This is a genomic window from Deinococcus deserti VCD115, from assembly GCF_000020685.1.
Taxonomy (GTDB): Bacteria; Deinococcota; Deinococci; order Deinococcales; family Deinococcaceae; genus Deinococcus; species Deinococcus deserti.
Map to the genome: position 1 here is coordinate 2,552,200 of NC_012526.1, position 23,368 is coordinate 2,575,567.

Below are 23,368 nucleotides of genomic sequence, written 5' to 3' on the forward strand. Positions count from 1 at the left end.
ATCAGATAAGTCAGCGGGCGAGGCATCACAGCCTCGCCCGCCTTCTGTAGATGGTTTATTCGCCTAGCAGGTACTTCACGACATCCTGAGCGGTATAGCCGCGCTTCCAGGTGGACAGCTTGATAACGTCGTCACCGCTGGTGATCAGCGCCTGCTCGACCTGACCGTTCTTCTGGATCTGAGGGTAGCCGGCGTCGGCCATCAGGGCATTACACAGGCACTTGCGGCCCACGGTGTCTTCGATCTTGCCACCCTTGCGTACATAGTCGGCTTCGGGCTCAGCAGCGCAGCGCAGGCCCGTCTTCCCTTCCCCGGCCCAGTAGAACTCGCGCAGGTAGCCGATGTCGCAGATGCGCATACGTTCGGCGTAGACCTCCGGCTCGGACAGGGTGTTCTCAAGCTGAACGACCTTGAACGGAAAGCCGGTCGGCGAGGCAAGAGGGTCGGTAAATACGCTGGCCTGACCTTCCCGGATCGCATCGAGGGTGCGTGCTTTGGTGTCGTCGCGCATGCCGCTCTCGGCACAGTAGGCAAACAGGGTGCCCACCTGAATGCCGGTCGCCCCCTCAGCCAGAGCAGCCTGCAACGCTTCGGGACTCCCGGAGCCTCCGGCCAGCCAGAACGGCAGGCCAATCTTGCGCATCTCACTGAGGTCTGCCACGTCCCGCTCGGTGTAGATAGGCTGCCCACTTTCGTCGTAGGCCACCTGACCGCGCGGAGGGGCATTGTGGCCGCCTGCAGTAGGCCCCTCAATGATGAAGCCCTGGATGCTGCCGGTCGATTTGCGGGTCAGGACCCCGGCCAGCACGTGCGAGGAAATAATCGGATAGAAGTTCGGGCGCCTCAGCGCTACGCCGCCAAACCCGTAGTCGGCAGGGTCAAGCGTCAGTGGCGCTGTAGGAGGGCCGTCTCCCTTAACGTCCACACGGAAGGTATAGGGCTGACCCTGGCTGAAGGCATCAAGCGCGCCGGGCACCTCACGCGGAATGCCGGCGCCCATGATGACGGTGTCCACGCCGGCCAGCATCGCGCCGTACATGGCTGGCATGGTGTGCAGCTGCAGTTTGGTCAGCAGGTTCAGGCCCACCGGGTGGTCATGGCCTTCGCGGGCCAGCCAGACTTCGACAAAGGCCCCCAGAATTGCCAGTCCCCAGGCCGGGTCCTGACGGGTCAGGGTGGGCAGCGGCACACGCTTGTAGGCCTGCCCGGGGGTGCGTCCACCTTCGAGGAAATAGTCCTGAATCGCCTTCTGGGCGCGTTCCTGATCGGGGAAGTGGGCCAGGGCCCTGCGGACGTGCCCCTCGGGGTCGCCGTCCTGCAGGCGGCGCACAATCAGGTTGTCGATGCCGGTGCCGGACACCACGCCCAGTTGCCCGATACTGGAGACCGCCTTGGCCAGCCGCCAGTCGGAAATGGCGACGCCCATGCCGCCCTGGATGATGCGTGGCAACGGGGGGGTGACGGGAATCGGATCGTGCTGTGTGGTCGTGGATATGGTCATGGAAGAGGTCCTGTGCGGTACATGGCCGGTGGCCAGAGTGGGAGAAGGCTGAAGCCAGATTGCGTTCATAGTTTCCCGTATGTCGGCGCGGGGGTCGGGGAGTCTGAACGCAGTGCAAAGCCCGTCTCAGGACTGCTTGCCTTATACGAAGCTGAAGTTCCGCCTCCGGCATACACTTCATGGGTGATTCCTGACGTGCTGCTTGTGGCGATGGCCGGCGTGCTCGGCCTGCTGGTGGGCTCATTTTCCAATGTGCTGATCTGGCGCCTGCCCCGCGGCGAGAACATCGCCTTCCCGCCGAGTCACTGTCCACACTGTGACCACCGTCTCACGCCGCGTGATCTGGTGCCGGTGTTCTCATGGCTGGGGCTGCGCGGCAAGTGCCGGTACTGCCGCGCCCCGATCAAGAGACGCTACCCGCTGGTGGAGCTGCTGACCGGCGCCGGCTACGCCCTGATTGCGCTGCTGTTTCCGCCGCTGACCTTCGGTTGGGGCACCCTGGGGCTGATGGTGCTGTTCACGCTGCTGCTGGTCAGCAGCGCTATTGACCTTGATACCTACACCATTCCCGATGAACTGACCCTGCCCGGCGTGGCGCTGGGGCTGCTGTTCGCACTGGGCAACGCGCCGGACTCGGGCCTGCCGACTTTCGCCCAGGCAGTGCAGGGCGCGCTGCTGGGCGCGGGGCTGCTGGTGACCATCAACAACCTGGGGGCCTGGGTCCTGCGCCGGTTTCGTGAGCGGCAGTTTCCAGAGTTCCCGCTGGGCTACCAGCAGATCAGCCTGGGCCTGCTGGCCGGCGCATGGCTGGGGCCCTGGTGGGGTGCAGGAGTCGGACTGGTCTCGGCGCTGATCAACCTGCTGGCCCGCCGGGTGATCCGCATCCCGGAACTGCTGACGCTGGGAGGGCTCCTGGTCAGCGTCATGCTGGGCAGCGCCGGCATGGGACCCGGCATGATTCTGATGGTTCAGGGCGCGCTCGCCGCGGCAGGAGCGGTCAGTCTGGTCTGCGGGGTCTACTGGTGGATTCACTGGCGCCGGCACCGCGAAGACGACACCCTCGCCGACGACGAGAATGTGGACGCCAGTGCCATGGGCTTTGGAGACGTGAAACTGGCGGCTGTGATCGGCGCCTTCCTGGGTTGGGAACGGCTGCTGGTGGCGCTGGTGGTGGCGGTGTTTGCCGGCGCCCTGCTGGGAATCGTGCAGATGGCCATGAAACGCGAAAACCGCGTGAAATTCGGGCCGTATCTGGCCCTGGGTGCGCTGGTGGCCCTGGTCTGGGGCAATGAGATCATCAGCAGCTACCGCACGATGCTCGGGTTCTGAGCGTGAGGAGAATCAGGGCCAGAGTCAGCTGGCTCTGGCCCTGATTTACGTACCCTGAAGCACGCCAGCGTTAATGCAGGGCGGCGCTTCAAAGGGCCTGCCCCTTGCCCTGAGGCCGGATAAAGAAGCCGTGTAGCAGACCATCCGTACAGGGGCCAGATTCTGGCACTTTCAGGAGACAACTGGCTTAGACTGGGTTCAAGTCCCTTTGTGCCGTTTCAGGTCCTGCGAGGTGTCCATGACTGCTTATTCAAGTCCTTCAGACTCTCCTGCGCCAGCTGATCTGCAGACCCTGTTCGACACCCAGCGGGCCTGGCGCTGGCGCGCTGCCCAGACCACCGCTGCCCAGCGGCAGGTGATCCTGCGGCGGGTTCATGACGCGGTGCGTGCCCACCGAGAAGCGCTGGCCGAGGCCCTGTCTCTGGATCTGGGCAAAAGTCGCGCCGAATCCGAGATTGCCGAGATTCATCCGATTCTGGAGGAACTGCGGCACGCGGTTCAGCACCTGCCGCGCTGGATGGCCCCCCGGCGGGTTCCCACCCCGCTGATGCTGGCCGGCTCGCACAGCGAGGTCCAGATGCAGGCCCGCGGCGTCACACTGATCCTGAGCCCCTGGAATTACCCGGTGAATCTGGCCCTGGCTCCATTGATAGCGAGTCTGGCGGCTGGGAACACGGTGGTCCTCAAACCCAGTGAGAAGGCTCCACATGTGGCCCGCGCTCTGAAAACACTGCTCGAAAGCGTGTTCGAGCCGAGGCTGGTGGCTGTGGTTGAGGGCGATGCCAATGTCGCCCGCACCCTGACCTCCATGCCCTTCGACCACATCTTCTTTACCGGCAGCACCGCTGTCGGCCGGCAGGTTATGAGCGCCGCTGCACAGAACCTGACCGGTGTGACGCTGGAGCTGGGCGGCAAAAGCCCGGCCCTCGTGCACTCCAGCGCGCATCTGACCCGCAGCGCGGAGCGTCTGACCTGGGGCAAGTTCCTGAATGCCGGGCAGACCTGTGTGGCCCCGGACTACGCCCTGGTGCCACGGGCCATGCAGGAGCAGCTGGTTGGAGAAATCGGGCGTGTTATCACCCGCCGCTTTGGTGACGCGCCGCGGCTGCGGGCCGGGACCGATTACGGACGCATGGTGGACGCCCACAGTGTGAGGCGCCTTGATCAACTGACCCGGCAAAGTCTCGAGCAGGGAGCCAGGCTGGCCCTGGGAGGAGACTTCGACCCCGAAGCCCGCTTTATCTCTCCCACCGTCGTTACGGACGTGACGCCCGACATGCCCCTGATGCAGGAGGAATTGTTTGGCCCGGTACTGCCGGTGCTGACCTATGACTCGCTGGAGGAAGCCCTGAACCTGATCCGGCGACTGGATCCGCCACTGGCGCTGTACCTGTTTGCTGAGAACGATCACGTTGTCGAGCGGGTCCAGCGTGAGACCACCAGTGGCGGCATGATCGTTAATGGCACGATTATTCACCTGACCAACCCCTACCTGCCGTTTGGCGGTGTGGGGACCAGTGGGCAGGGGGCATACCACGGCGAGCATGGTTTCCGCACCTTCAGCCACCAGCGCGCCGTGCTGACGGAAACGCCCCGCAGCGGAGTGCGCTTCATGTATCCGCCGTATGGCCGTCCCCTGCCCCGGCTGGCAGCCTGGGCACTGCGCCAGCTGGAGAGGCAGTCCGGTTCACGTGGAGGCTAGCCCTACTGTGCCCGCCACACTGTGGGACTTCACGGCGGCCATCACGGCCGGGGGACGCTCGAGTCGGTTCGGCTCGGACAAAGCCCTGGCCCTGTGGCGGGGGCGGACTCTGCTGCAGCATGTGGCGGCTTCGCTTGAGCCCTGCCCGCAGCGCCTGCTGGTGGCCCCGCCTGGGCGCTACGTCCTGGGCGGCTGGACCCCTGTCGAAGATACCCGGCCCGGTGAGGGGCCCCTGGCTGGTCTGGAGGCTGCCCTGCAGGCCGCAGGTACAGGCTGGGTCGCCTTTGCCGGGGTGGATCTGCCGGGTCTGACCCGGACGTACTGGGAGACGCTGGCTGCTGCCCGCGTTCCCGGAGCCCTGAGCGTGCAGGCGCAGGATGTTTCCGGACGACCTCAGCCGCTGGGGGCGCTGTATCACACATCTCTGTTGCCACGTCTCCGTGCCCTGCTGGACAGTGGTGAACGGAGGCTGCGGCTGGCCGCGCCGGAAGACACCACGGTCACGGCAGCTGGCCTGAACCCGGCGGCCCTGCGCAACGTCAACACGCCAGCCGACCTCGCGGAGTTGAAGCTATAGAGCCTCCGGAATTTATGAAGGGCGCTGGGTATGCCCTTCGCGTGCGCTCTCCGTTTAGCTCCGCAGGCGTGACCACGATTGATAACGGTGTAGGTTCGCATCGGTTGGATGAGAGCAAGGCAACTTGTGCCCTTCTCTAAAAGGGAGCCCGGTCGCAGGGGATACAGCCCAGGACAGCATGCGGCGCGCCGTCTGGCATAGAAGGCCGGGGAAATCCGGGCGGCGGCAGCACGATCAAGCGCAGACTCGCCACAGCAGCACAAACTGCATGCCAGCGCGACCTATTACACTTAGGCATGCTGTTTCCTCCTTGGTGAAACTGACACCCCGGCACAGGGTTATCTCCTCCTGAAGAGTCCGAAAGCCTCTGGCCTTTTGTCTCGCACTCCAGGAGTACATCATTGTGAAATCGCACCTGCAACGCGGGGCCTCAGCCGCCTTGAGTTCCTTCGTCACCGCCGCGTTGACCATCGAGCTGGCGGATGAGCTGGTAGACGGCGCCACTGGTGCGGCCTGGCCGTACCTGCAGGCTGACCTGCACCTCAACTACACCCAGATTGGCCTGCTGCTGGGCCTGCCTGCCGTCTTCGCAAACATCGTGGAGCCGGCGCTCGGCCTGCTGGCCGATGCCGGTTATCGCCGCCAGATCGTGCTTGGAGGCGGCGTGGCTTTCGCTCTCGCGCTCGGGCTGACGGCCATGGCTGGGAACTTCTGGGGGCTGCTGATCTCGCTCCTGCTGTTCTACCCGGCGTCGGGAGCCTTTGTGAGCCTTACCCAGGCCACCTGGATGGACGCTGAACCTGCGAGGCAGGAGCAGAACATGGCCCGCTGGACACTGGCAGGTTCCATAGGGAACGTGGTCGGGCCCCTGCTGGTCGGCGCGGCGGTGGCCTTCGGGGCAGGCTGGCGTGCGGTGTTCGGCGTGCTGGCCGTCTTGTCCCTGATCGCCCTGCTCCTGATCTGGCGCGTGCCCGGCTCTGCTCAGGAAATGCACGCTCCGCGAACCAGCCTCATGGAAACCCTGCGGCACGCCTTTCAATCACTGAGGCGTCCACCTGTGATCGACTCGCTCCTGTTACTGGAGACATCGAATTTCATGCTCGACCTGTTCCGGGCGTTCCTGGCGCTGTATCTCGTGGACGCCGCTCACACGACCTTGGCTCAGGCTGCACTGGCGCTGGCGCTGCTGACGGGGGTGGGCCTGCTGGGTGACACCCTGATCATCCCGCTGCTGGAGAAGATTTCTGGCGTCGCCTTCGTGAAATGGTCGGCTGCGCTGGTCACCCTGTTCTTTGTGGCCTTCCTTCTCCTTCCGGGCCTGGGCTGGAAAATGGTGTGTGTGGCACTGATCGGATTGTTCACCTCCGGCTGGCATGCCGTGCTTCAGGCCCGGCTCTACCAGTTGTTGCCAGATCGCGGCGGCACTGTCATGGCGCTGAGTTCCATTACCGGAATGCTAGGCGCGGCCGTTCCGCCGTTGCTCGGCGTACTGGCAGACCGTTATGGAGTACAGAATGCCCTGTGGCTCCTGGCGCTTGGCCCTCTGACGCTCGTGTGGCGTCTCCCGGCGATGACCTTCCGGCGCTGAGCGGCGATGGCGCACAACACGTTTTCAATGCAGATCGACGTCATGACCGCTACGCGTTTTGGATGGTATTGCGCTGCCTTCATCCGAATAAGGGAAGATCAGAAGCCAAAAGAGGTCGGCCAGTCCGCCCAGAATCCTGGGCGGAGCCTTCCTGTAACCCTTTGACTTGAGTCCTGCTGCCCCTCTGTCCGGTCATACTCAGAAGACCGATTTCCTGGAGGGTAGCCATGCAGATTGAAGTACAGGTCAGACAGATCAGCCCCGCCACATCACAGGCCACTGCCCGGACACATCAGGTCATGATCGACCGGCCGCTGGAAAAGGGCGGCGAGGACCGCGGCATGATGGGCGGCGAACAGCTGCTCGTGTCGCTGGGGGGCTGCTTTATCAGCAATCTGCTGGCAGCCATCAAGGCCCGCGAGGCGGACATCACGGACGTGCAGTTGACAGTAACAGGCACCCTGGAAAGTTCCCCCAGCCGATTCAGCGCCATTGAAGTTGTCGTGGATGCCCAGGCGCAGGACCGGGCGCTCCTGGAAAAACTGGTCGAGATGTCGGACCGCGCCTGCATCGTGTCCAATACCCTTCGCCCGGCCGTCGCACTGAGTTTCAGACTGGCCTGAAACCGGCCCTGGTACCAGGGCCAGCCTGCACTGGCCTTTTCAGCCTGGAGAAGTTGACGCCCCAGTGACGCTCACGAACCGGAATTATTCAGATCTCCACGGGCCACGTCTGTCTCGTTTCCGTGCCGGCGGTCATGGTTCTCGATCTCCTGTTGCAGGAAATAGTTGAGCAGGGTCCGGAGCGCCGCGATGGCGGCCAGCTTCCCGATCTCCTCCCACGTTGGCGCTACTGCTGTACGCAGAATATCGGCTGCGAGCGTGAACTCCAGAGCTACAGCCAGCCAGCGTGCCAGATGCAGACGCGCAATTTCTCTGACCCGGTCAGGCGCATCGGAGCGGCCGAGAAACACCACCATTGCCCGCCAGAGAGCCTCCACACCTGCAATGGCGACGACCAGGACCGCTGCTGCTTCCAGTCCCAGGGCCACGTACGACGCGAAGATCCTGAACAGCTCTTCCATAGCGGCCCTCCCCTCAGCCGTAGCGGGCCTTGTGCTCGCGCTTCATGGCGGCGTACACCGGGTTGGCTTCAGCCTGTTCCCACTTCTGTTTGAAGATGCGCGCCGACTCGGCCTTGACCGGGTCCTCGGGGCTGCGGGGCAGCTCAGCCCGGCCATGAGCACCGGACTGCCCTTTTTTGTCGGCTGGCACCGGTCCATCGTACTTTTTGCCACCCTTGTGGTTGGCATAGCGCCGCGAGCGGGTAAACCCCATCTGCAGGAACTTGCGGGCCATATCCGCGCCCACAAAGTCTCCGTCCTTCAGATAGGCCTCGAACATGGTGTAGAGCTTCTCACTGCTTTCCCGCGCCAGATCCGGCGTTGCAAAACGCCAGTGAGGCAGAAGCTCGCTTTTATAGGGCTGCACCAGCAGCACACCCTGCTCGCCCACGCCGACGCGGTACAGGTGCGGCTGGGCACGCAGGTCCAGTTCGGCGTAGTTCAGCGAGTAGTCGAATTTCGGCACCTGCCCTCCCCTGCGGTATGGCACAGGTCACCAGGCCCGATGGGGGCCGGTGACCTGCTACGCCGCTCAGGACCTGTCCCGGACTCAGTCCAGTCGGTCGTCGTCCATCAGGGCCTGCAGCATCCAGCGGATCTTGTCGATAATCAGCGCGTAACCGTTGTACATGTCGGCGGTGGCCGGATCGTTGGCCTCATCCACCGTCTGGCTGTCGTCGCGGAACCCCTTGCCGACCCGGCTCAGGTCCTCGACCAGATCGGCCACCTGCGTGCGGGCGTCCCGGACCGTTTCTGTCGGCACCTGGACGACGCTGAAACGGGCCAGATCTGCCGGCGCCGCAATGGGACTGCCGCCCAGAGCCACCAGACGCTCGGCCTGCTCATCGATGGCCGGGAAGATTTCCAGGATAAATTCGTCATAGGCGGGGTGCAGATCGCGGAAGAACCGCCCACGGATATCCCAGTGGTATTTCTTGAATTTCAGGTACAGGCAGATGGTGGTCGCCAGGTTGCGCTGCAACGTCTCAGCTACCGTGGCGAACTCCTCTTCACTCAGGTAGAGGTGGTCTACCAGAGCGTTGTTGGCGGTGCGCAGGTGCGCAGCGTCGGCCTTGGCCTCGCCCTCAGGCTTGGCGCCCCTGGCTCCACCTCGCGCGGTCGTTTTGGCGGCTGTCTTGGTAGAAGCGCTCTTCTTGGTCATGCGGTCACGCTACGCCCGGGCATGCGAACAGTGCCATGTGCCTTTCTTTACAGTTAGGCTCACGTCCCAGAGCATCATGGGCTGATACGGAACACCAGCCGGTGATGTTCGGTTACGCACTGCACCTGTTTCTGAGCCTGCAGTTCGGTGAGATGCGCGCTGACCACGGCACGGTTGAGTACGGCAGCGGCGGGGCTGCCGGTGCGCACACCCATCCGTACCGAAACCCGTGAGAGCAGGTCGTCGACACTGCCCGAATGCTGCTGAACTGTCGCCAGCACGGCAGCGGTGATGCGTTCATACGCGGTCAGGTTGGCCCCGACCAGTCCTGGCAGGTCCACGGTGGGGTCGCCGTGCCCAGGCAGAATGACGCCCACACTGCTCAGCTCCATCAGGCCGGCGGCGCTCACCTTCTGGGCTGCCGAATCCGAGCAGAAGGTCAGCGGGTGCTTTGCCAGCGCTTCCAGGCCGAACAGAGCGTCGGCAACATAGAGGACCTCTCCAAGCTGAACAGCGTACATATCTACTGCGTGCCCCGGCACCGGAATGAGGTCCAGCTCTACCCCACCCAGGATCTGCCGCCCCGGTGGGATGGGCTGGGCAGGGCTGGCGGGAGCCAGCAGGAACTTGGTCCGCAGTTCCGGCGGGGGGCTGGCTCCGAACAGCATCAGCGGTTCGAGCATCGGATGGTTGATCACGGCTGCTTCCAGCGGAGGCGCGTAAACCGTCAGCTCCGGCGATTTCTTCAGGATGAAGGCGTTGCCTCCATGGTGGTCGGCGTGACTGTGCGTATTCAGGATGGCGCTGGGGCTCAGGCCGGCTGACTCCACCGCCCGCAGCAGCTTGCGGGCGTGCGCGTCGTCCAGTCCGGTGTCGATCAGGAGGGCTCCCCCCTCACCGTTTTCCACCACCACACTGTTCACGGCGCCTGGCAGATACCAGATGCCGGGGCCAAGTGGCACCAGAGCAGACATGTCATCAGGGTAACGGGTGTAGGCTCGGGCGCGTGACTGTTGCCCCGCCCGCCATGCCGTTCCGTCCGTCGGGTGCTCAGCTGGGATTGATTGCTGCCAACTTTCTGATGTGGGGCGGCTTTTTTGCTGTGATTCCCCTGGTCACCGTGCATTTTGTCGAGGGTCTCGCCTGGACCGCGGCCAGTGTAGGACTGATCCTGGGACTGCGGCAGTTGACCCAGCAGGGCCTGACCGTCTTCGGGGGCGCCTGGGCCGACCGGATCGGGCCCAAACCGCTGATTCTGGCGGGTTGTGTCCTGCGTACGCTGGGATTTGCGGGCATGGCCTACAGCGAGACCTTCGCCACCCTGCTTCTGGCCGCACTGCTGGCCGGGGTAGGCGGCGGCCTGTTTGATGCGCCCAAAAACGCGGCGATTACCGCGGTTACCCGTCCCGAGCACCGCACGCGTATGTACAGTCTGGCCAGCATGTCCGGGAACCTGGGCATGGTCAGCGGTCCGCTGTTGGGAGCGGCGCTGCTGCCGGTGGGCTTCCGCACCGCCGGACTGGTGGCGGCCAGTGCCTATCTGGTGGCGCTGGTGGTCCTGGCCCTGACCCTGCCACATGTGCGTCCCGAAAGCCCCAGAGCCGGCGGCCTGGGTGGGCTGGCCACGGCAGCACAGGACGTCCGCTTCCGGCGCTTTACGCTGGTGCTGATCGGCTACTTTCTGCTGAGCACACAGATCAACGTGGCCGTGACCCTCAAGGCTATTGCTCTGGCCGGCACCACAGCCACGGCCCCGCTGTACGGCCTAAGTGCAGGTCTTTCGGTGGTGCTGCAGTACCCGCTGCTGCGCCTGGTCGAGCGCTATGTCCCGACCCGGATTGCCCTGGTGCTGGCCGTCCTGATGGTCGCGACCGCCCTGGGCCTGATGGCTTTTGCGCAGACCTTCCCTGCGCTGCTGGCGTGCGTGGCGCTGTACAGCCTGGGAACCATGATCGTGTATCCCACCCAGCAGGCCCTGACAGCTCGGCTGGCCCCCCCTGAGCTGCTGGGCAGCTACTTTGGCTTTTCAGCCATCAGCCTGGGGGTGGGTGGGGCGGTCGGCAGTCTGCTGGGCGGAGCGCTGGTAGACATGGGCGCGCGCCTCAGCTTTCCTGCGCTGCCCTGGCTGACCTTATTCGCAGTGGGCCTGCTGACGGCCCTGGGGCTGAAATGGGCGCTGCGGGAGGTGCCGTCCCGCCACGCCCCGCAGCCGGAGGTTTCAGCGCTGTAGGTTACCGGCCGCCGGGTGAGGCCGGCGCGGTCACCGGCATCGACACTGCTGCCGACCCCAGCGCCGGGGAACGTTCCAGGGCTGCCACTCCTGCGTTGAGCAGGCTGTCTACCCCCTGGGTCAGCAGGCGGACCTCTGCCTCGCCCTGCACATGAGCCTCGTCCGGACGAACCAGCAGCGGGTAGGGTGTGCCTTCGGGCTTGACATAGTTGAGGATGGTCAGCTGCACGGCAGCTTCGCCGACTTCAAACACCCGGGTCGCAGTATTGCCCACACCGGCCGTTTCCTCGCCCAGTACCGGGCCGCGCTTGGCATACTGCATCTCGTAGGCAAAGAACTCACTGCATGACGCACTGCCATCATCCACCAGCACCGCCACTGGACCGGTCCACAGCTGTGGGTTCTTCACCGCACCTACCACCCGGCCTGACTCGAAACGGGCTCCCTGGCGGACTTCGGTGCGGGTGTTGCCCCGTGCGCTGCGGGCCACACGGGTCAGGCTCGGCACGAACGCGCTGACGGAGTTGTCGCATTCCACCAGACTCCCCCCGCCATTTCCACGCAGATCCACCACGATGCCCTGGGCGCCAGCAGCCTGGGCCTCGGCCACCAGCTCATGCACCCGCTGCGCCACGCCGCCTCCCCCCAGGAAGGTGGGAATCCGCAGCACACCCACCTGGGCGCTGCCCACGGTCAGATAAGACAGGCGCGGCAGGTCCCGGCTGCTGCTTTCCCGCGCAGAGATACTGACGGTCAGCGGCTGCCCCGCACGTGTCAGGCCCAGGGTAATGGTCTGGCCGTTCAACCGTGCGGTGCGCAGGGCGTCGTACCGGTACGGCTGATTGTTCAGGGTCTGTAGCACGTCTCCGCGCCGCAGCCCGGCTTCTGCCGCTGCGCTTTCAGGAACCACTTCCAGCACAACCCGGTTCTGGCCGTCCAGCGACGCCAGCTTCACGCCAAACTGCCGGCGGTTGCCTCCCGTGGCGCTGGTGATGAAGTCCCGATAGTCCTCAGGGGTCTGAAAGAAAGTGTGCTTGTCTGCCAGGGCAGTAAACTCCGCTTCCAGCACCGGATAAGCCTTGGTGACCGGGCAGGTCGCGAGCATTGCCGCACAGACCGCATTCAGCCGCGTCTGATACTCGTTGCGCAGGGCCACGCGGTCAACAGTGGACAATCCTCCGTACTCTTCGACCAACAGGATATTGGCCTGATCAAACACCGCCTGGGCAGGCGACACTGCCTGAGCCTGGGCAGGCGGAAGCAGGAGTGACACCCCCAGCACCGCGCCCAGCAGGGAACGAAAAGGGGCCGGGTGGACGCGGCGAATGTTTGGAGTCATGAGTGTTCATATTCTGCCGGTTACAGATGGGAAATTGGTGGGTCCGCAAGGCCATCGGGGTCACATTTGAGTCGTCAGGGACGGAATTTTTTCGGGGCCGAGCCAGTTCGGAAAAAATGGCAGGATTCTGAGAGCGCCGGAGGGAAACAAGACTGGCCGGTACCTGTACACATCACCGGCCAGTCTTGCCTCTCTGTTTCTCAGGCAGCGGGGGAGCGCTGATACAGCTCTACCAGCCGCTGAAGCAGGCGTAGCCCTGGCCCCAGGCTGCTGGCCTGCACCCATTCGTCGTGGCGGTGAGCGTTGCCTCCGCGGTAGACCCCCAGCGCCAGGGCTGGGATTCCGTACGGCGCTGCAGCATTGGCGTCGGTGCTGCTGGAAGTGGTACGCACATCCACCCGCAGTTCGCGGGCAGCCTGCCGGGCCAGCGGCAGCAGCGCCTCACTGTGCAGGTCACCACCCGGCCGGTCTCCAACCCGTTCTACCCGCACAATCACGCCCACTTCGCGCGCCGCCGTATGCAGCGCCGCCACAGCCCGGGTGTCCAGGTCTGCCAGCAGCTCCGGGTCCAGAGAGCGCAGGTCCAGGAGCAGCTCTGCACCCGAGGCAATGCTGTTGACGCTCGTGCCTCCGGACGCGACCCCAACGTTCAGGGTGGTGCGCGGTGATAGCGGCAGGGGCAAGGCGTAGAGGGCCGCTATCGCTCGTCCCAGGGCGTGCAGCGCGCTGGGAGACTGGTCGCCCCAGGAATGTCCGCCGGGGCCCAGAAAGGAAGCCCGGTAGCGCCGCACAGCCACGCCGCGCGTGACCGCCACACCCAGGTACCCATCAACTGCCACAAAGGCCCCTAACGCCTTCCGGTGCTGGGCCAGCAGGTGCTTGGCTCCGCGCAAATCGCCCAGGCCTTCCTCGGCCACGTTGGCTGCAACCCACAGAGGCCGGCGCAGCGTATGGGCCATCCCCCGGAAGTCCCGCAGAAACGCCGTGATTACCGCCAGGCTGGCACTGTTGTCCCCCACCCCCGGCCCGACTAGGCGCCCTGCCTCCTCACGGACCCTTACGTCGGTCCCGGCATCAAAGACAGTGTCCAGATGCGCGGCCAGCAGCAGGGCAGGCTGGTTGTGGATGGCCGGTGTGGAAATGCGCGTCAGCACGTTGCCCACCTCGTCCCGGGTCGTCTGGTAGCCCAGCTCTTCCCACAGGCTGGCCACCAGCTCGGCACGCTGGGCCTCCTGAAAAGTTGGAGCGGGCGTCTGCGCAATACGCACCAGATAAGAAAGCGGCATTAGAGCGGATTCTAGCCTTCAGAGGGGCAGTATGAGAAACCCGGCCGCAAGGGGCCGGGGAAAACAGAAAGTCTGATGAAGGCCGTACTCAGAGCCGGGCGATCAGGCTGAGAGCGTCCTGACAGGACAGCCCGCCTATAAGGGCTCAGCGCCGCAGCATCTTGCTCCCGATGGCGGCGGCCAGACCCACCAGGCCAGCTTTCACCATCGGGTTGCCCAGCATGCCGCCAGACGAGAACGCTTCTTCCAGGGGGCTGCGGCCATTCTGCGCAGGCGCCTGGGCCGTGCGGGTGTAGGCGTCCACCAGATCATTGTCGTCGTCGTAGCGCACGCTTTGAACCGGGTTGGAAGGGCTGCGCACAATGGCGTCCCCCATCTGCTGGCGCTGGTCAGGGCTCATACCTCCGACGTATTCGCGCAGAATCTCGTTGCGCTCTTCGGGGCTGGCATTCTGCATGTAGTCGTGGATGTAGGCCGCTGCCTCCTGCGGACTGACCCGGCCGTCACCGTCGGTGTCGCGGGGATCGTAGGCGTTGGCCATCTGCTGGTGTCGATCGTTCTGCTGGAAAAACATGTGGAACCTCCGAACAAGGAAAGACGTGGGGAGCCGTGCCGGCCCCCGGGAATGCAGCACTATTCACCGTATCTGCCCGGCCCTCAGGAGCGCGTGAACGGCGGCTTCATCTGTGTTTATCTGGCCTGGGGCCTCACTTGGCCATTTCTTTCGCAAGCTCAGAAACACTCACGCGCCGGCCCTGGCGATACAGTGCGCAGATATGCGTTCCCTGGTGTTAATCGGACATGGCTCCCACCTGAACAGCGAATCGGCCAGCGCAGTGTTCCGGTACGCCGAACTGCTGCGTGAGCGGGGTCTGTACGACGAGGTCATCGAAGGCTACTGGAAAGAGGAACCGGCCCTGCGTCAGGTGCTGCGCACCACCGCCAGCACGGACGTCACGGTCATACCGATGTTTATTTCCGAGGGTTATTTCACCGAGACCGTGATTCCGCGTGAGCTGGGGCTGGGGCACCAGGGGCCGGTGCCTCCTGAAGGTGTGGCGCGTGTGCTGGGCGGGCGGACCGTGCGCTACACGCTGCCGTTCGGGGTGCATCCGGGCATGGCCGACGTGATCCTGGCGCGCGCGCGCGAAGTTCTGCCGGACGCCGCTCCCGAGGACACCGCGCTGATTGTGCTGGGCCACGGCACCACCCGCAACGAGAACAGCCACAAGGTGATCTACAGCAACGCCGACCGCCTGCGTGAAAGCGGCCTGTTTGCAGAGGTGCACGCCCTGTTTCTGGACGAGGACCCCCGGGTGGGCACCTGGCCGGATCTGGTGCGGTCGCGCCGGGTGGTGGTGGTGCCGTTTTTCGCCTCAGAAGGCTGGCACACCCTGGAAACCATTCCCGAGGACATGGGCCTGCGGGGAGAAGTCACCGAGTTTCCGGACAATCCACACGGCCCGCAGACGGTCTTTTACGCCCGTCCTGTCGGTACGCATCCAGCGGTGGCGAATGTGGTCCTGAGCCTGGCGGAAGAGGCACGCAGCGCTGGAGGCCGTGACGGAGATGTGGACCGCACCCACGACGCAGCCTGGCAGGCGATGATGGCCCTGGCGCGGCGCGGCGGACGTATCGGCGAGGTGCTGCTGACGCCTCACAGCGGCGTGTACGAACTGCGTCATGCGCTCGACGAGGGCATGGGAGGAGCCGAGCTGCAAACGGTCGTCACGCCGGAGGGCCTCAGAGACGTGACGCGGCGTGACGCGGCGGGTGAGCACCGCCCGGTCCGCACCTACCGGACCCTGCCGCGCGGCTGGCGGGCGGTGCTCAGCGAGGCCGAACTCCGGCGCGGGGTGCACTTCCTGTATCCGGCGGTGGTGGAGGAAAGTTACGCCCACAGCTGCCACAGCCTGCGCCACACCCCCTGGCCCACCACCGCGCGGCGGCAGACCGGGATCTACACCCGGGTCCAGCGCGCCACGCACGATCAGGTCGAGCGTGTGGCCCGTACGGTCTGCTCTCCGTGCCTTCGCACCCGGCTGTGGGCGGGCGAAAAGCTCCCACGCACATTTCTGGATGGAGTCCCCGGCGCCTTTCCCTGTGCCGAGGCGTGCACCTATTTTGTCGCTGAGGTGCGCGAAACGCTGATCAGCAAGCGCCCGACCACTGCCAGCCACGACGGCTGAGCAGTGGTCTGATCTACCGTCCACCCCGCCTGAACAGCTGCGACCAGCCTCATTTATAAGGTGTTAAGGTGGAGTACGGCAGCTGGCGTCATGCTCTGCTGCACGCCACCCAATCTTCCACCCGCGTCCCGTGAGACGCCCCGTTCCTTCTGGAAACGGTAAGTCCGTCCGGGAGACGGCGATGGAGGCCCAACCATGCCCACCACAGCGACATTCGAGCGTCGCCCCGATTCTGCGCGGGGGACGCCATTTCTACATTCCGGGAGAATGCCATGACCAGAGGCGAGATGAAGTACGAGGGCAAAGCCAAGCGCGTGTACGCCACCGAACAGGCCGGTGAGTACATCGTGGAATACAAGGACGACGCCACGGCCTTCAACGGAGTGAAAAAAGCCCAGATCATGGGCAAGGGCGAGATCAACAACGCCATCACTGCACACCTGTATCCGCTGCTGGAAGCCGCTGGCATTCCCACCCACTTCCTGGAAAAGCTGAGTGACCGTGAGCAGCGTGTGCGGGCCGTGACCATCGTGCCGGTCGAAATCATCGTGCGCAACGTGGCAGCCGGCAGCTTCTCCAAACGCCTGGGCATCGAGGAAGGCACCCCGCTGCCGCGCCCGGTCGTCGAGTACTGCTACAAGAGTGACGCGCTGGGTGATCCCCTGATCAACACCGACACTGCCGTTGCCCTGGGCTGGGCCACCGAGGCGGATCTGGCACGCATCCGCGAGCTGAGTCTGCAGGTGCGCGACTTCCTGGTGCCTTACTTCGAGGCGCGCGGGGTGCGCCTGGTTGATTTCAAGCTGGAATTCGGCAAGCTGAGCAGCGGGGAAATTGTGCTGGCCGACGAGATCAGCCCCGACACCTGCCGCTTTTGGGACGCGCAGACCAACGAGAAGATGGACAAAGACCGCTTCCGCCGCGACCTCGGCGGCGTGGAAGACGCCTACGCCGAGATGCTGCGCCGCGTCACCCAGAGCGTGTAATCCACAGCGCCTGACGCTTTGGTTTCCGCACCGCCCCCTGATTCCCCTGTTCCGGAGTTGCCTATGCCCCAGTACCACGCCAAAGTTTTTGTCACCCTCAAGCCGTCCATCCTTGACCCGCAGGGCCGCACTGTGGAACGCGCCCTGGCTCACCTGGAGCACGCCAATGTCAGCGGCGTGCGCGTGGGCAAGCTGATCGAGCTGACGCTGCACGGCGACCGCGCCGAAGTCGAAGCGCAGCTTGAGAGCATCACCGCCAACGTGCTGAGCAACCCGGTTATGGAAGACGCCCGCTGGGAGCTTGCCGAGGCATGACCGCCCCGCAGACCGTCAACCTGAACGAAAAATTCGGGCTGTTCACCGAACAGTGGTCGCCGAAGATCGTTGGGGAGCTCAACGGCCAGCAGGTCCGACTGGCCCGCTTTGGCGGTGAATTCATCTGGCACAGCCATGAGCATGAGGACGAGCTGTTTTTCGTGGTACGCGGCGTGATGCGCATGGAGCTGCGCGACCGCACCGAACTGGTCAGGGAAGGCGAATTCCTGATCGTACCGCGCGGTGTGGAACACAAGCCTGCCGCCGAGACCGAGGAAGCCTGGGTCATGATGCTTGAACCCGCCGGCACCGTGAATACCGGCCAGGTGCAGAGCGAACGCACCGTGACCGATCTGGAGAGACTGTGAAAACCGCTGTGATTCAATTCCCCGGCTCCAACTGTGACGCCGACGCCCTGCACGCGGCCCGGCTGCTGCTGGACCGCGACGCCGAGTTCGTGTGGCACACAGCCGCCGCGCTGCCTGAAGGCACCGAACTGGTGTTCCTGCCGGGCGGTTTTTCCTACGGCGACCACCTGCGCAGCGGCGCGATTGCTGCCCGCAGCCCGATCATGACCGCCATCAAGGAGCACGCTGACCGGGGCGGTTTCGTGCTGGGCGTGTGTAACGGCTTTCAGGTTCTGACCGAGTCCGGCCTGCTGCCCGGCGCCCTGTCACGCAACCGCGAGCTGCACTTTATGTGCAAGCCGGTGCACCTGCGCGTGGAGAACAACGCCACGGCCTTTACCGGCGCCTATACCAAGGGGCAGGTCATCGAGGTGCCTATCGCTCACGGTGAGGGCAATTATTACGCTGACGCCGCCACCATTGCCGAACTGGAGCAGCAGGGCCGCGTGGTCTTCCGCTACGCCGACAACCCCAACGGCAGCCTCAACGATATTGCCGGCATCGTCAGCGAGCGCGGCAACGTGCTGGGCATGATGCCCCACCCTGAACGTGCCGTGGAACTGCTGCTGGGCAGCGAGGACGGCCGTGGCCTGTTCGAGAGCCTGAAGGCCGCGAAGGTGGGCGCGTGAACACGCAGACCTTTGTGGCCGATGCGTTCGAGCAGGAGCTCAGCATGTTCCGCTCCGCACTCGACAGCGTGGCCGCAGAAGAGTTCGCCGCGCCGCGTCTGGGCCACAGTCCCGCGTGGCACGCCCTGCACATTGCCGAGTGGCTGCGGCTGTTTGCGCTGCAGGACTTCGGCGCCACCTACGCCCACCTGGGCTGGGAAGGCTCTCCCTGGACCGCCAGCCTGTGTGGGACACCCCTCGTGACCGAGCAAGCCGGCAAGACCGCCATTCTGGCAGAGCTGGACCGGGTCGGCGCTGAAGTCGTAGCCCAGATCCGCAGCCTGCACGACGAGCAGCTGATCGACATGCTGCGTGCGCCAGCCGCTCCCACTGGCGAGCGCCAGCGCCTGGCTGGCCTGGGCATGCAGCTGCGGCACACCGCGTACCACCGCGGGCAACTCAAACTTTCCCTGAAGGACAGCGCATGACCACTCCATCCACCCAGAGTTTGCGTGACCGGGCCGGTACCTTCGGCCTGACGGTTGAAGAATTCGATCTGCTCGTCTCGGGCATCGGGCGCGAGCCTAATGCCCTGGAGGCCGCCATCGTGGGCGCCATGTGGTCGGAGCACTGCGGCTACAAGAACAGCCGCCCGCTGTTCAGCGCCTTCCCCACCACCGGGCCGCAGGTGCTTCAGGGCCCTGGTGAGAACGCTGGCGTCGTGGACATTGGCGACGGCTGGGGCGTGGCCTTCAAGATGGAAAGCCACAACCACCCCTCGGCGGTCGAGCCGGTGCAGGGCGCGGCGACCGGCGTGGGCGGCATCCTGCGCGACATCTTCGCCATGGGCGCGCGCCCGTTTGCGGTGCTCGACAGCCTGCGCTTCGGCAACCCCGACAGCCCACGCACGCGCTTTCTGGTCAACGGCGTGGTGGAGGGCATCAGCCACTACGGCAACGCGATCGGCGTGCCCACCGTGGGCGGCGAGGTGACCTTTCACCCCAGCTACCAGGAAAACCCGCTGGTCAACGTGATGGCCCTGGGGCTGCTGCGCCACGAGGACCTCGCCAAGGGCACCATGGGTGAGGTTGGCAACCGCATCATCTACGTGGGGTCCAAGACCGGCCGCGACGGACTCGGCGGCGCCGTGTTCGCGTCCGCCGACCTGAGCGACGCCTCGCAGGCTGACCGCCCCGCGGTGCAGGTGGGCGACCCGTTCATGGAGAAACTGCTGCTGGAAGCTACCCTGGAAGCCATTCAGGCGGGTGTGGTGGCGGGCGTGCAGGACATGGGCGCCGCCGGGCTGGTCTCCAGCACCTGCGAGATGGCCTACCGCGCCGGGCTGGGCATCACCATGAACCTGGATCTGGTGCCCACCCGTGAGACCGGCATGGTCCCCATGGAACTGTGCCTGTCCGAGTCGCAGGAGCGCATGATCCTGGTACCGGTGCCCGGCAAGGAACAGGAGCTCAATGACCTGCTGGCCAAGTGGGAGCTGGACGTGGTGGAGATCGGTGAGGTCGAAGGCCACGACCGCTACCGCCTGACCTGGCAGGGCGAAGTGGTCTGCGACCTGCCGGTGGCCCTGCTGAACGAGGCGCCCAAGTACACCCGCGAGGGTGTGGAGTCTCCGGAAATCCGTGCGGCCCGCGAGCGTGACCTGAGCGGCGTGCCGGTGCCCGGCGACCTGGGTGCGGTGCTGGTCGAACTGCTGTCTCATCCCACGATTGCCAGCAAGCGTCCCATTTTCGAGCGTTACGACCATCAGGTCATGACCAACACCGTGGTGGTGCCGGGCGCCGCCGACGCCGCCGTGATGCGCGTGAAGGACTCGGGCATGGGCGTGGCCGCGACCAGCGACTGCAACCCGCGTTTCGTGCAGCTTGACCCCTACACCGGGGCGGCGGCCGCTGTCGCTGAGGCTGCGCGCAACCTCGCCTGCGTGGGCGCGACCCCACTGGCAATTACCGACAACCTGAACTTCGGCAACCCGCACCGCCCGGAGGTGTACTACCAGCTGCAGCAGGCGGTGCAGGGCATTGCTGACGCCTGCCGCGCGCTGAACACCCCGGTGACCGGCGGCAACGTCAGTCTCTACAACCAGTACGTGGAAGAGGGCCGCACGGTCGCCATTCATCCCACCCCGACCATCGGCATGGTGGGCGTGCTGCCGGACGTGAACGTGCGCGCCACCATGGACCTGAAGGGCGAGGGTCACACGCTGTACCTGCTGGGTGAGCACGCCAGTCACATCGGCGCGTCGCAGTACCTCGAAAGCGTGCATGGACTGGAAGCCGGTCAGGTGCCCGCGCTGGACCTGGAGCTGGAAAAGCGCGTCATCGAAGGCACTCTGGCCCTGATCCGCGCTGGCCTGACCACCACCGCACATGACACCGCCGAAGGTGGCCTCGCCGTGGCCCTGGCCGAGATGGCCATTGCCGGCCGGACGGGCCTGAGCGTGACCCTGGACGGCGAGGCCCGCGCCGACGCGCTGCTGTTTGGCGAGGCCAACGGCCGCATTCTGGTCGCCGTGCAGGACGAGGCCGGTACCGAAGCGCTGCTGCGTGAGAAGGACGTCCCGTTTGTGCGTTTGGGTACGACGGGAGGAACTAGCGTCACCATTGCAGTACCCGGACAGCACATACACTTGAGCGTGAACCTTCAGACCCTGACCCAGGCGTTCGAGACTCCGCTGCGGGAGATTCTCGGGTGATTTTCGACCCCGTAACCGACAAGCCGCAGGAGGAGTGCGGGGTCTTCGGCCTGTACTCCCCTGTGCCCAACGACCTGGCCTGGCTGACCTACCTGGGCATGTTCGCCCTGCAGCACCGCGGCCAGGAAGCGGCCGGCATGTGCGTGTCGGACGGCGACAAGTTTCATGTAGAAAAGGACCTGGGGCTGGTCACGCAGGTCTTCGACGAGCGCCGGCTGGACAGCGTGCGGCTGCCCAACGCGCGCGTCAGCATCGGGCACGTGCGCTACAGCACCACCGGTTCGAATCTGCGCTTCAACTCGCAGCCGCTGACCACCCGCACCAACAAGGGCATCCTGGGGCTGGCGCACAACGGCAACTTCGTGAACGCTCTGGAAGTGCGCACCGAAATGCTGCACGAAGGCGCACTGTTTGCCACCACCAATGACTCGGAGGTCATGCTCAACCTGATCGCCCGCGAAAGCCAGATGGATCTGGTCGCTGCCACGGCGGCGGCCATGAAGCGTCTGCGCGGCGGCTACGCGTGTGTACTGATGAGCCGCACCGGGCTGATCGGCTTCCGCGATCCGCACGGCGTGCGTCCGCTGGTCATTGGCCAGCGAGAGGACGGAGCCTGGGCCCTGGCGTCCGAGCCCTGCGCGCTGTACGCCGTGGGGGCCCGGCTGATCCGGGACGTGCAGCCTGGAGAACTGGTGTACTTCGACCGCGACGGCCTCCACAGCCTGATGGTCGAGCCCCGGCAGCCCACACCCTGCTCGTTCGAGTGGATCTACTTCGCGCGCAGTGACAGCAAGATCGACGGAGTGGATACCCATGAGAGCCGCATCCGCATGGGCATGCAGCTGGCCCGCGAGAAACCAGTGGACGCCGACGTGGTGGTCCCGGTGCCGGACAGCGGCATGGGCGCAGCTATCGGCTATGCCCGCGAAAGTGGCATTCCGTTCGATTACGGGCTGTACAAGAACCCCTACGCCGGACGCACCTTTATTGCGCCCAGCCAGGAGGCCCGCGAGCTGAAGGTCAAGATGAAGCTCTCCCCCACCAGTGCAGTACGTGGAAAGCGCGTGGTCCTGATCGACGACTCCATCGTGCGGGGCACCACCAGCCGGCAGATCGTGAACCTGCTGCGTGAAGCCGGCGCCACCGAGGTGCATTTCCGGGTCAGCAGCCCGCCCATCACGCACCCGTGCTTCTACGGCATCGACACGGCCGCCCGCAAGGAACTGGTGGCCAGCACCCACAGCGTCGAGGAAATCCGCGAGCTGATCGGGGCAGATACGCTGGCCTTCATCAGTGAACCCGGTCTGCGTCAGGCCATTGGCGGTCAGGGTATGTGCGGCGCCTGCTTCACCGGGCATTACCCTGCCGGCACGCCCCTGCTGAACGACGTCGATAAGCTGGCGCTTGAAGTTTGATGGTCTTCTGACTGCCGAAACCCAAGCGTCTGTCGTCAGACATCACAGCCTCATCTCCACACAGAAGCCAGGCCCCTGTTCCCCGAAAACGGAAGAGGGCCTGGCTTCTCTAAAGAACGCACAAGCTCCCGCTAACGCTCCTGAGCATGGTCCCCTCAATACTGGGCAAACGCCAGACCCTGTCATGCGGCACAGAGCTGATGAGGTGGCGAAGGAGCCAATCATGAAAGCAAAGATGTCCGACCTGATGATCATCCTGGGATACGCCTCTATTGCCTACAGCGCCTACCGTTACTTCACAAGCACTGATCCCGACGAAAAGCGTAACGCGCTGTTTGTGGGTCAGTGGGCACCCACCTTCTTTATCCTGAGCGTCGGGGCAGAGAACCGCGAATTCCGTAACCAGAACACCCTGGCCATTGACGCCGACGCCGGAAAGCACTGAATTGACGACCTGAGAGGCGCTGCTGTCAACGCGCCTGGAGCCGGTCGCTCGAAAGTCCGTAGCTGACCAGACACCGAAATGGCGTTGACAGAGACGCAGTTCCACCTCACAGCCAGCCGCCCCAATCTCGGGGCGGCTGGCTTCCTGAAGCGGCAGCCTGGTCTTGCTCTGCGCAAAGGCTCTTGCTGCCGAGTGCAGCCAGGATCAAGCTGTCAGCATGCCTCCTCTCCGATCACAGATTCAGCCCGGTATGACCGTGGACCTCGTTCAGAAGCAGGACCAAGCCACAGGCAGGCTGACACGTGGCGTCGTGGCACAGTTGCTGACACGTTCGCCTTCGCATCCTCACGGCATCAAGGTGCGTCTCACCAGCGGGCAGGTCGGTCGGGTGCAGGCAGTCATCACCCCGGAATAACAGGACCAGCAGTCAGAGCTCTCTGGCACACGCGTGTA

At 64.8% G+C, this 23,368-nt stretch carries 24 protein-coding genes; 16 read left to right on the forward strand and 8 right to left on the reverse strand.

From position 1 onward, the window contains the following. Positions 1-55: 55 nt before the first annotated feature. The gene (locus DEIDE_RS12155) at positions 56-1,501 is read right to left on the reverse strand and encodes a nitronate monooxygenase (protein ID WP_012694257.1); all 1,446 of its coding nucleotides are present in this window, start codon (positions 1,499-1,501) and stop codon (positions 56-58) included. Between the two features lie 183 nt (positions 1,502-1,684). On the opposite strand from DEIDE_RS12155, the gene DEIDE_RS12160 reads away from it, so the two are divergent. From DEIDE_RS12160 to DEIDE_RS12180, 5 genes are all read left to right on the forward strand, one after another. Further along, positions 1,685-2,830 (forward strand): prepilin peptidase, encoded by a 1,146-nt coding sequence (locus DEIDE_RS12160; protein ID WP_012694258.1) that lies wholly within the window; start codon positions 1,685-1,687, stop codon positions 2,828-2,830. A 238-nt stretch (positions 2,831-3,068) separates the two neighbouring features. Next, positions 3,069-4,532, forward strand: a complete 1,464-nt coding sequence (locus tag DEIDE_RS12165; protein ID WP_041227265.1) for an aldehyde dehydrogenase family protein — start codon at positions 3,069-3,071, stop codon at positions 4,530-4,532. A gap of 7 nt (positions 4,533-4,539) precedes the next feature. Further along, positions 4,540-5,109, forward strand: a complete 570-nt coding sequence (mobA, locus tag DEIDE_RS12170) for a molybdenum cofactor guanylyltransferase (RefSeq protein ID WP_012694260.1) — start codon at positions 4,540-4,542, stop codon at positions 5,107-5,109. A gap of 403 nt (positions 5,110-5,512) precedes the next feature. Then, positions 5,513-6,697 (forward strand): MFS transporter, encoded by a 1,185-nt coding sequence (locus tag DEIDE_RS12175; protein WP_162485465.1) that lies wholly within the window; start codon positions 5,513-5,515, stop codon positions 6,695-6,697. 227 nt (positions 6,698-6,924) lie between these two features. Next, a complete protein-coding gene (locus DEIDE_RS12180; RefSeq protein ID WP_012694262.1) occupies positions 6,925-7,320 on the forward strand; it encodes an OsmC family protein in 396 nt (131 codons plus the stop codon). A gap of 71 nt (positions 7,321-7,391) precedes the next feature. Here the strand turns inward: DEIDE_RS12180 and DEIDE_RS12185 are convergent, their stop codons facing one another. The 4 genes from DEIDE_RS12185 to DEIDE_RS12200 all read right to left on the reverse strand — a co-directional run bounded on the left by DEIDE_RS12185 (position 7,392) and on the right by DEIDE_RS12200 (position 9,956). Beyond that, complete coding sequence (locus DEIDE_RS12185) at positions 7,392-7,781, reverse strand: DUF1622 domain-containing protein (protein ID WP_012694263.1); 390 nt, start codon at positions 7,779-7,781, stop codon at positions 7,392-7,394. 13 nt (positions 7,782-7,794) lie between these two features. Beyond that, complete coding sequence (locus DEIDE_RS12190) at positions 7,795-8,286, reverse strand: DUF4385 domain-containing protein (RefSeq protein ID WP_012694264.1); 492 nt, start codon at positions 8,284-8,286, stop codon at positions 7,795-7,797. An 84-nt stretch (positions 8,287-8,370) separates the two neighbouring features. Continuing rightward, positions 8,371-8,982: a Dps family protein gene (locus DEIDE_RS12195; RefSeq protein WP_012694265.1), complete on the reverse strand. Its 612-nt coding sequence runs from the start codon at positions 8,980-8,982 to the stop codon at positions 8,371-8,373. A gap of 74 nt (positions 8,983-9,056) precedes the next feature. Continuing rightward, positions 9,057-9,956: an MBL fold metallo-hydrolase gene (locus DEIDE_RS12200; RefSeq protein WP_012694266.1), complete on the reverse strand. Its 900-nt coding sequence runs from the start codon at positions 9,954-9,956 to the stop codon at positions 9,057-9,059. A gap of 32 nt (positions 9,957-9,988) precedes the next feature. On the opposite strand from DEIDE_RS12200, the gene DEIDE_RS12205 reads away from it, so the two are divergent. Further along, positions 9,989-11,212, forward strand: a complete 1,224-nt coding sequence (locus tag DEIDE_RS12205; protein WP_012694267.1) for an MFS transporter — start codon at positions 9,989-9,991, stop codon at positions 11,210-11,212. A gap of 1 nt (position 11,213) precedes the next feature. On the opposite strand, the gene DEIDE_RS12210 is transcribed toward DEIDE_RS12205, so the two are convergent. The 3 genes from DEIDE_RS12210 to DEIDE_RS12220 all read right to left on the reverse strand — a co-directional run bounded on the left by DEIDE_RS12210 (position 11,214) and on the right by DEIDE_RS12220 (position 14,411). Then, positions 11,214-12,551, reverse strand: coding sequence for a S41 family peptidase (locus DEIDE_RS12210; protein ID WP_012694268.1), 1,338 nt, complete (start codon positions 12,549-12,551; stop codon positions 11,214-11,216). A 200-nt stretch (positions 12,552-12,751) separates the two neighbouring features. Next, a complete protein-coding gene (locus DEIDE_RS12215; RefSeq protein WP_012694269.1) occupies positions 12,752-13,837 on the reverse strand; it encodes a M20/M25/M40 family metallo-hydrolase in 1,086 nt (361 codons plus the stop codon). Between the two features lie 145 nt (positions 13,838-13,982). Then, complete coding sequence (locus tag DEIDE_RS12220) at positions 13,983-14,411, reverse strand: EF-hand domain-containing protein (RefSeq protein WP_012694270.1); 429 nt, start codon at positions 14,409-14,411, stop codon at positions 13,983-13,985. Between the two features lie 112 nt (positions 14,412-14,523). Here DEIDE_RS12220 and DEIDE_RS12225 point away from each other — a divergent pair, with 112 nt between their 5' ends. The 10 genes from DEIDE_RS12225 to DEIDE_RS12270 all read left to right on the forward strand — a co-directional run bounded on the left by DEIDE_RS12225 (position 14,524) and on the right by DEIDE_RS12270 (position 23,330). After that, positions 14,524-16,026, forward strand: coding sequence for a DR2241 family protein (locus DEIDE_RS12225; protein WP_275040566.1), 1,503 nt, complete (start codon positions 14,524-14,526; stop codon positions 16,024-16,026). A 272-nt stretch (positions 16,027-16,298) separates the two neighbouring features. Further along, on the forward strand, positions 16,299-17,012 hold the full coding sequence (gene purC / locus DEIDE_RS12230) for a phosphoribosylaminoimidazolesuccinocarboxamide synthase (RefSeq protein ID WP_012694272.1): 714 nt from the start codon (positions 16,299-16,301) through the stop codon (positions 17,010-17,012). A gap of 63 nt (positions 17,013-17,075) precedes the next feature. Beyond that, complete coding sequence (gene purS / locus DEIDE_RS12235) at positions 17,076-17,327, forward strand: phosphoribosylformylglycinamidine synthase subunit PurS (protein ID WP_012694273.1); 252 nt, start codon at positions 17,076-17,078, stop codon at positions 17,325-17,327. Continuing rightward, positions 17,324-17,695, forward strand: coding sequence for a cupin domain-containing protein (locus tag DEIDE_RS12240; protein WP_012694274.1), 372 nt, complete (start codon positions 17,324-17,326; stop codon positions 17,693-17,695). Before purS ends, DEIDE_RS12240 begins: the two co-directional genes overlap by 4 nt. After that, entirely contained in the window at positions 17,692-18,363 is a 672-nt protein-coding gene (gene purQ / locus DEIDE_RS12245; protein ID WP_012694275.1) for a phosphoribosylformylglycinamidine synthase subunit PurQ, read from the forward strand. The genes DEIDE_RS12240 and purQ overlap by 4 nt, the downstream gene beginning before the upstream one ends. After that, entirely contained in the window at positions 18,360-18,830 is a 471-nt protein-coding gene (locus DEIDE_RS12250; protein WP_012694276.1) for a DinB family protein, read from the forward strand. The genes purQ and DEIDE_RS12250 overlap by 4 nt, the downstream gene beginning before the upstream one ends. Next, a complete protein-coding gene (purL, locus tag DEIDE_RS12255) occupies positions 18,827-21,055 on the forward strand; it encodes a phosphoribosylformylglycinamidine synthase subunit PurL (protein ID WP_012694277.1) in 2,229 nt (742 codons plus the stop codon). The genes DEIDE_RS12250 and purL overlap by 4 nt, the downstream gene beginning before the upstream one ends. After that, entirely contained in the window at positions 21,052-22,470 is a 1,419-nt protein-coding gene (purF, locus tag DEIDE_RS12260) for an amidophosphoribosyltransferase (RefSeq protein WP_012694278.1), read from the forward strand. Before purL ends, purF begins: the two co-directional genes overlap by 4 nt. 223 nt (positions 22,471-22,693) lie before the next feature. Further along, positions 22,694-22,915, forward strand: coding sequence for a hypothetical protein (locus DEIDE_RS12265; protein WP_012694279.1), 222 nt, complete (start codon positions 22,694-22,696; stop codon positions 22,913-22,915). A 217-nt stretch (positions 22,916-23,132) separates the two neighbouring features. Then, complete coding sequence (locus tag DEIDE_RS12270) at positions 23,133-23,330, forward strand: YwbE family protein (RefSeq protein ID WP_012694280.1); 198 nt, start codon at positions 23,133-23,135, stop codon at positions 23,328-23,330. Positions 23,331-23,368: the final 38 nt, after the last annotated feature.

Excerpts from the sequence above, each read along its gene's own strand:
- DEIDE_RS12155 (WP_012694257.1), bottom strand. The coding sequence starts at position 1,501 with ATGACCATATCCACGACCACACAGCACGATCCGATTCCCGTCACCCCC.
- DEIDE_RS12165 (WP_041227265.1), top strand. The coding sequence starts at position 3,069 with ATGACTGCTTATTCAAGTCCTTCAGACTCTCCTGCGCCAGCTGATCTG.
- DEIDE_RS12180 (WP_012694262.1), top strand. The coding sequence starts at position 6,925 with ATGCAGATTGAAGTACAGGTCAGACAGATCAGCCCCGCCACATCACAG.
- DEIDE_RS12185 (WP_012694263.1), bottom strand. The coding sequence starts at position 7,781 with ATGGAAGAGCTGTTCAGGATCTTCGCGTCGTACGTGGCCCTGGGACTG.
- DEIDE_RS12195 (WP_012694265.1), bottom strand. The coding sequence starts at position 8,982 with ATGACCAAGAAGAGCGCTTCTACCAAGACAGCCGCCAAAACGACCGCG.
- DEIDE_RS12200 (WP_012694266.1), bottom strand. The coding sequence starts at position 9,956 with ATGTCTGCTCTGGTGCCACTTGGCCCCGGCATCTGGTATCTGCCAGGC.
- DEIDE_RS12210 (WP_012694268.1), bottom strand. The coding sequence starts at position 12,551 with ATGACTCCAAACATTCGCCGCGTCCACCCGGCCCCTTTTCGTTCCCTG.
- DEIDE_RS12215 (WP_012694269.1), bottom strand. The coding sequence starts at position 13,837 with ATGCCGCTTTCTTATCTGGTGCGTATTGCGCAGACGCCCGCTCCAACT.
- DEIDE_RS12220 (WP_012694270.1), bottom strand. The coding sequence starts at position 14,411 with ATGTTTTTCCAGCAGAACGATCGACACCAGCAGATGGCCAACGCCTAC.
- purC (WP_012694272.1), top strand. The coding sequence starts at position 16,299 with ATGACCAGAGGCGAGATGAAGTACGAGGGCAAAGCCAAGCGCGTGTAC.
- purS (WP_012694273.1), top strand. The coding sequence starts at position 17,076 with ATGCCCCAGTACCACGCCAAAGTTTTTGTCACCCTCAAGCCGTCCATC.
- DEIDE_RS12240 (WP_012694274.1), top strand. The coding sequence starts at position 17,324 with ATGACCGCCCCGCAGACCGTCAACCTGAACGAAAAATTCGGGCTGTTC.
- purL (WP_012694277.1), top strand. The coding sequence starts at position 18,827 with ATGACCACTCCATCCACCCAGAGTTTGCGTGACCGGGCCGGTACCTTC.
- DEIDE_RS12265 (WP_012694279.1), top strand. The coding sequence starts at position 22,694 with ATGAAAGCAAAGATGTCCGACCTGATGATCATCCTGGGATACGCCTCT.
- DEIDE_RS12270 (WP_012694280.1), top strand. The coding sequence starts at position 23,133 with ATGCCTCCTCTCCGATCACAGATTCAGCCCGGTATGACCGTGGACCTC.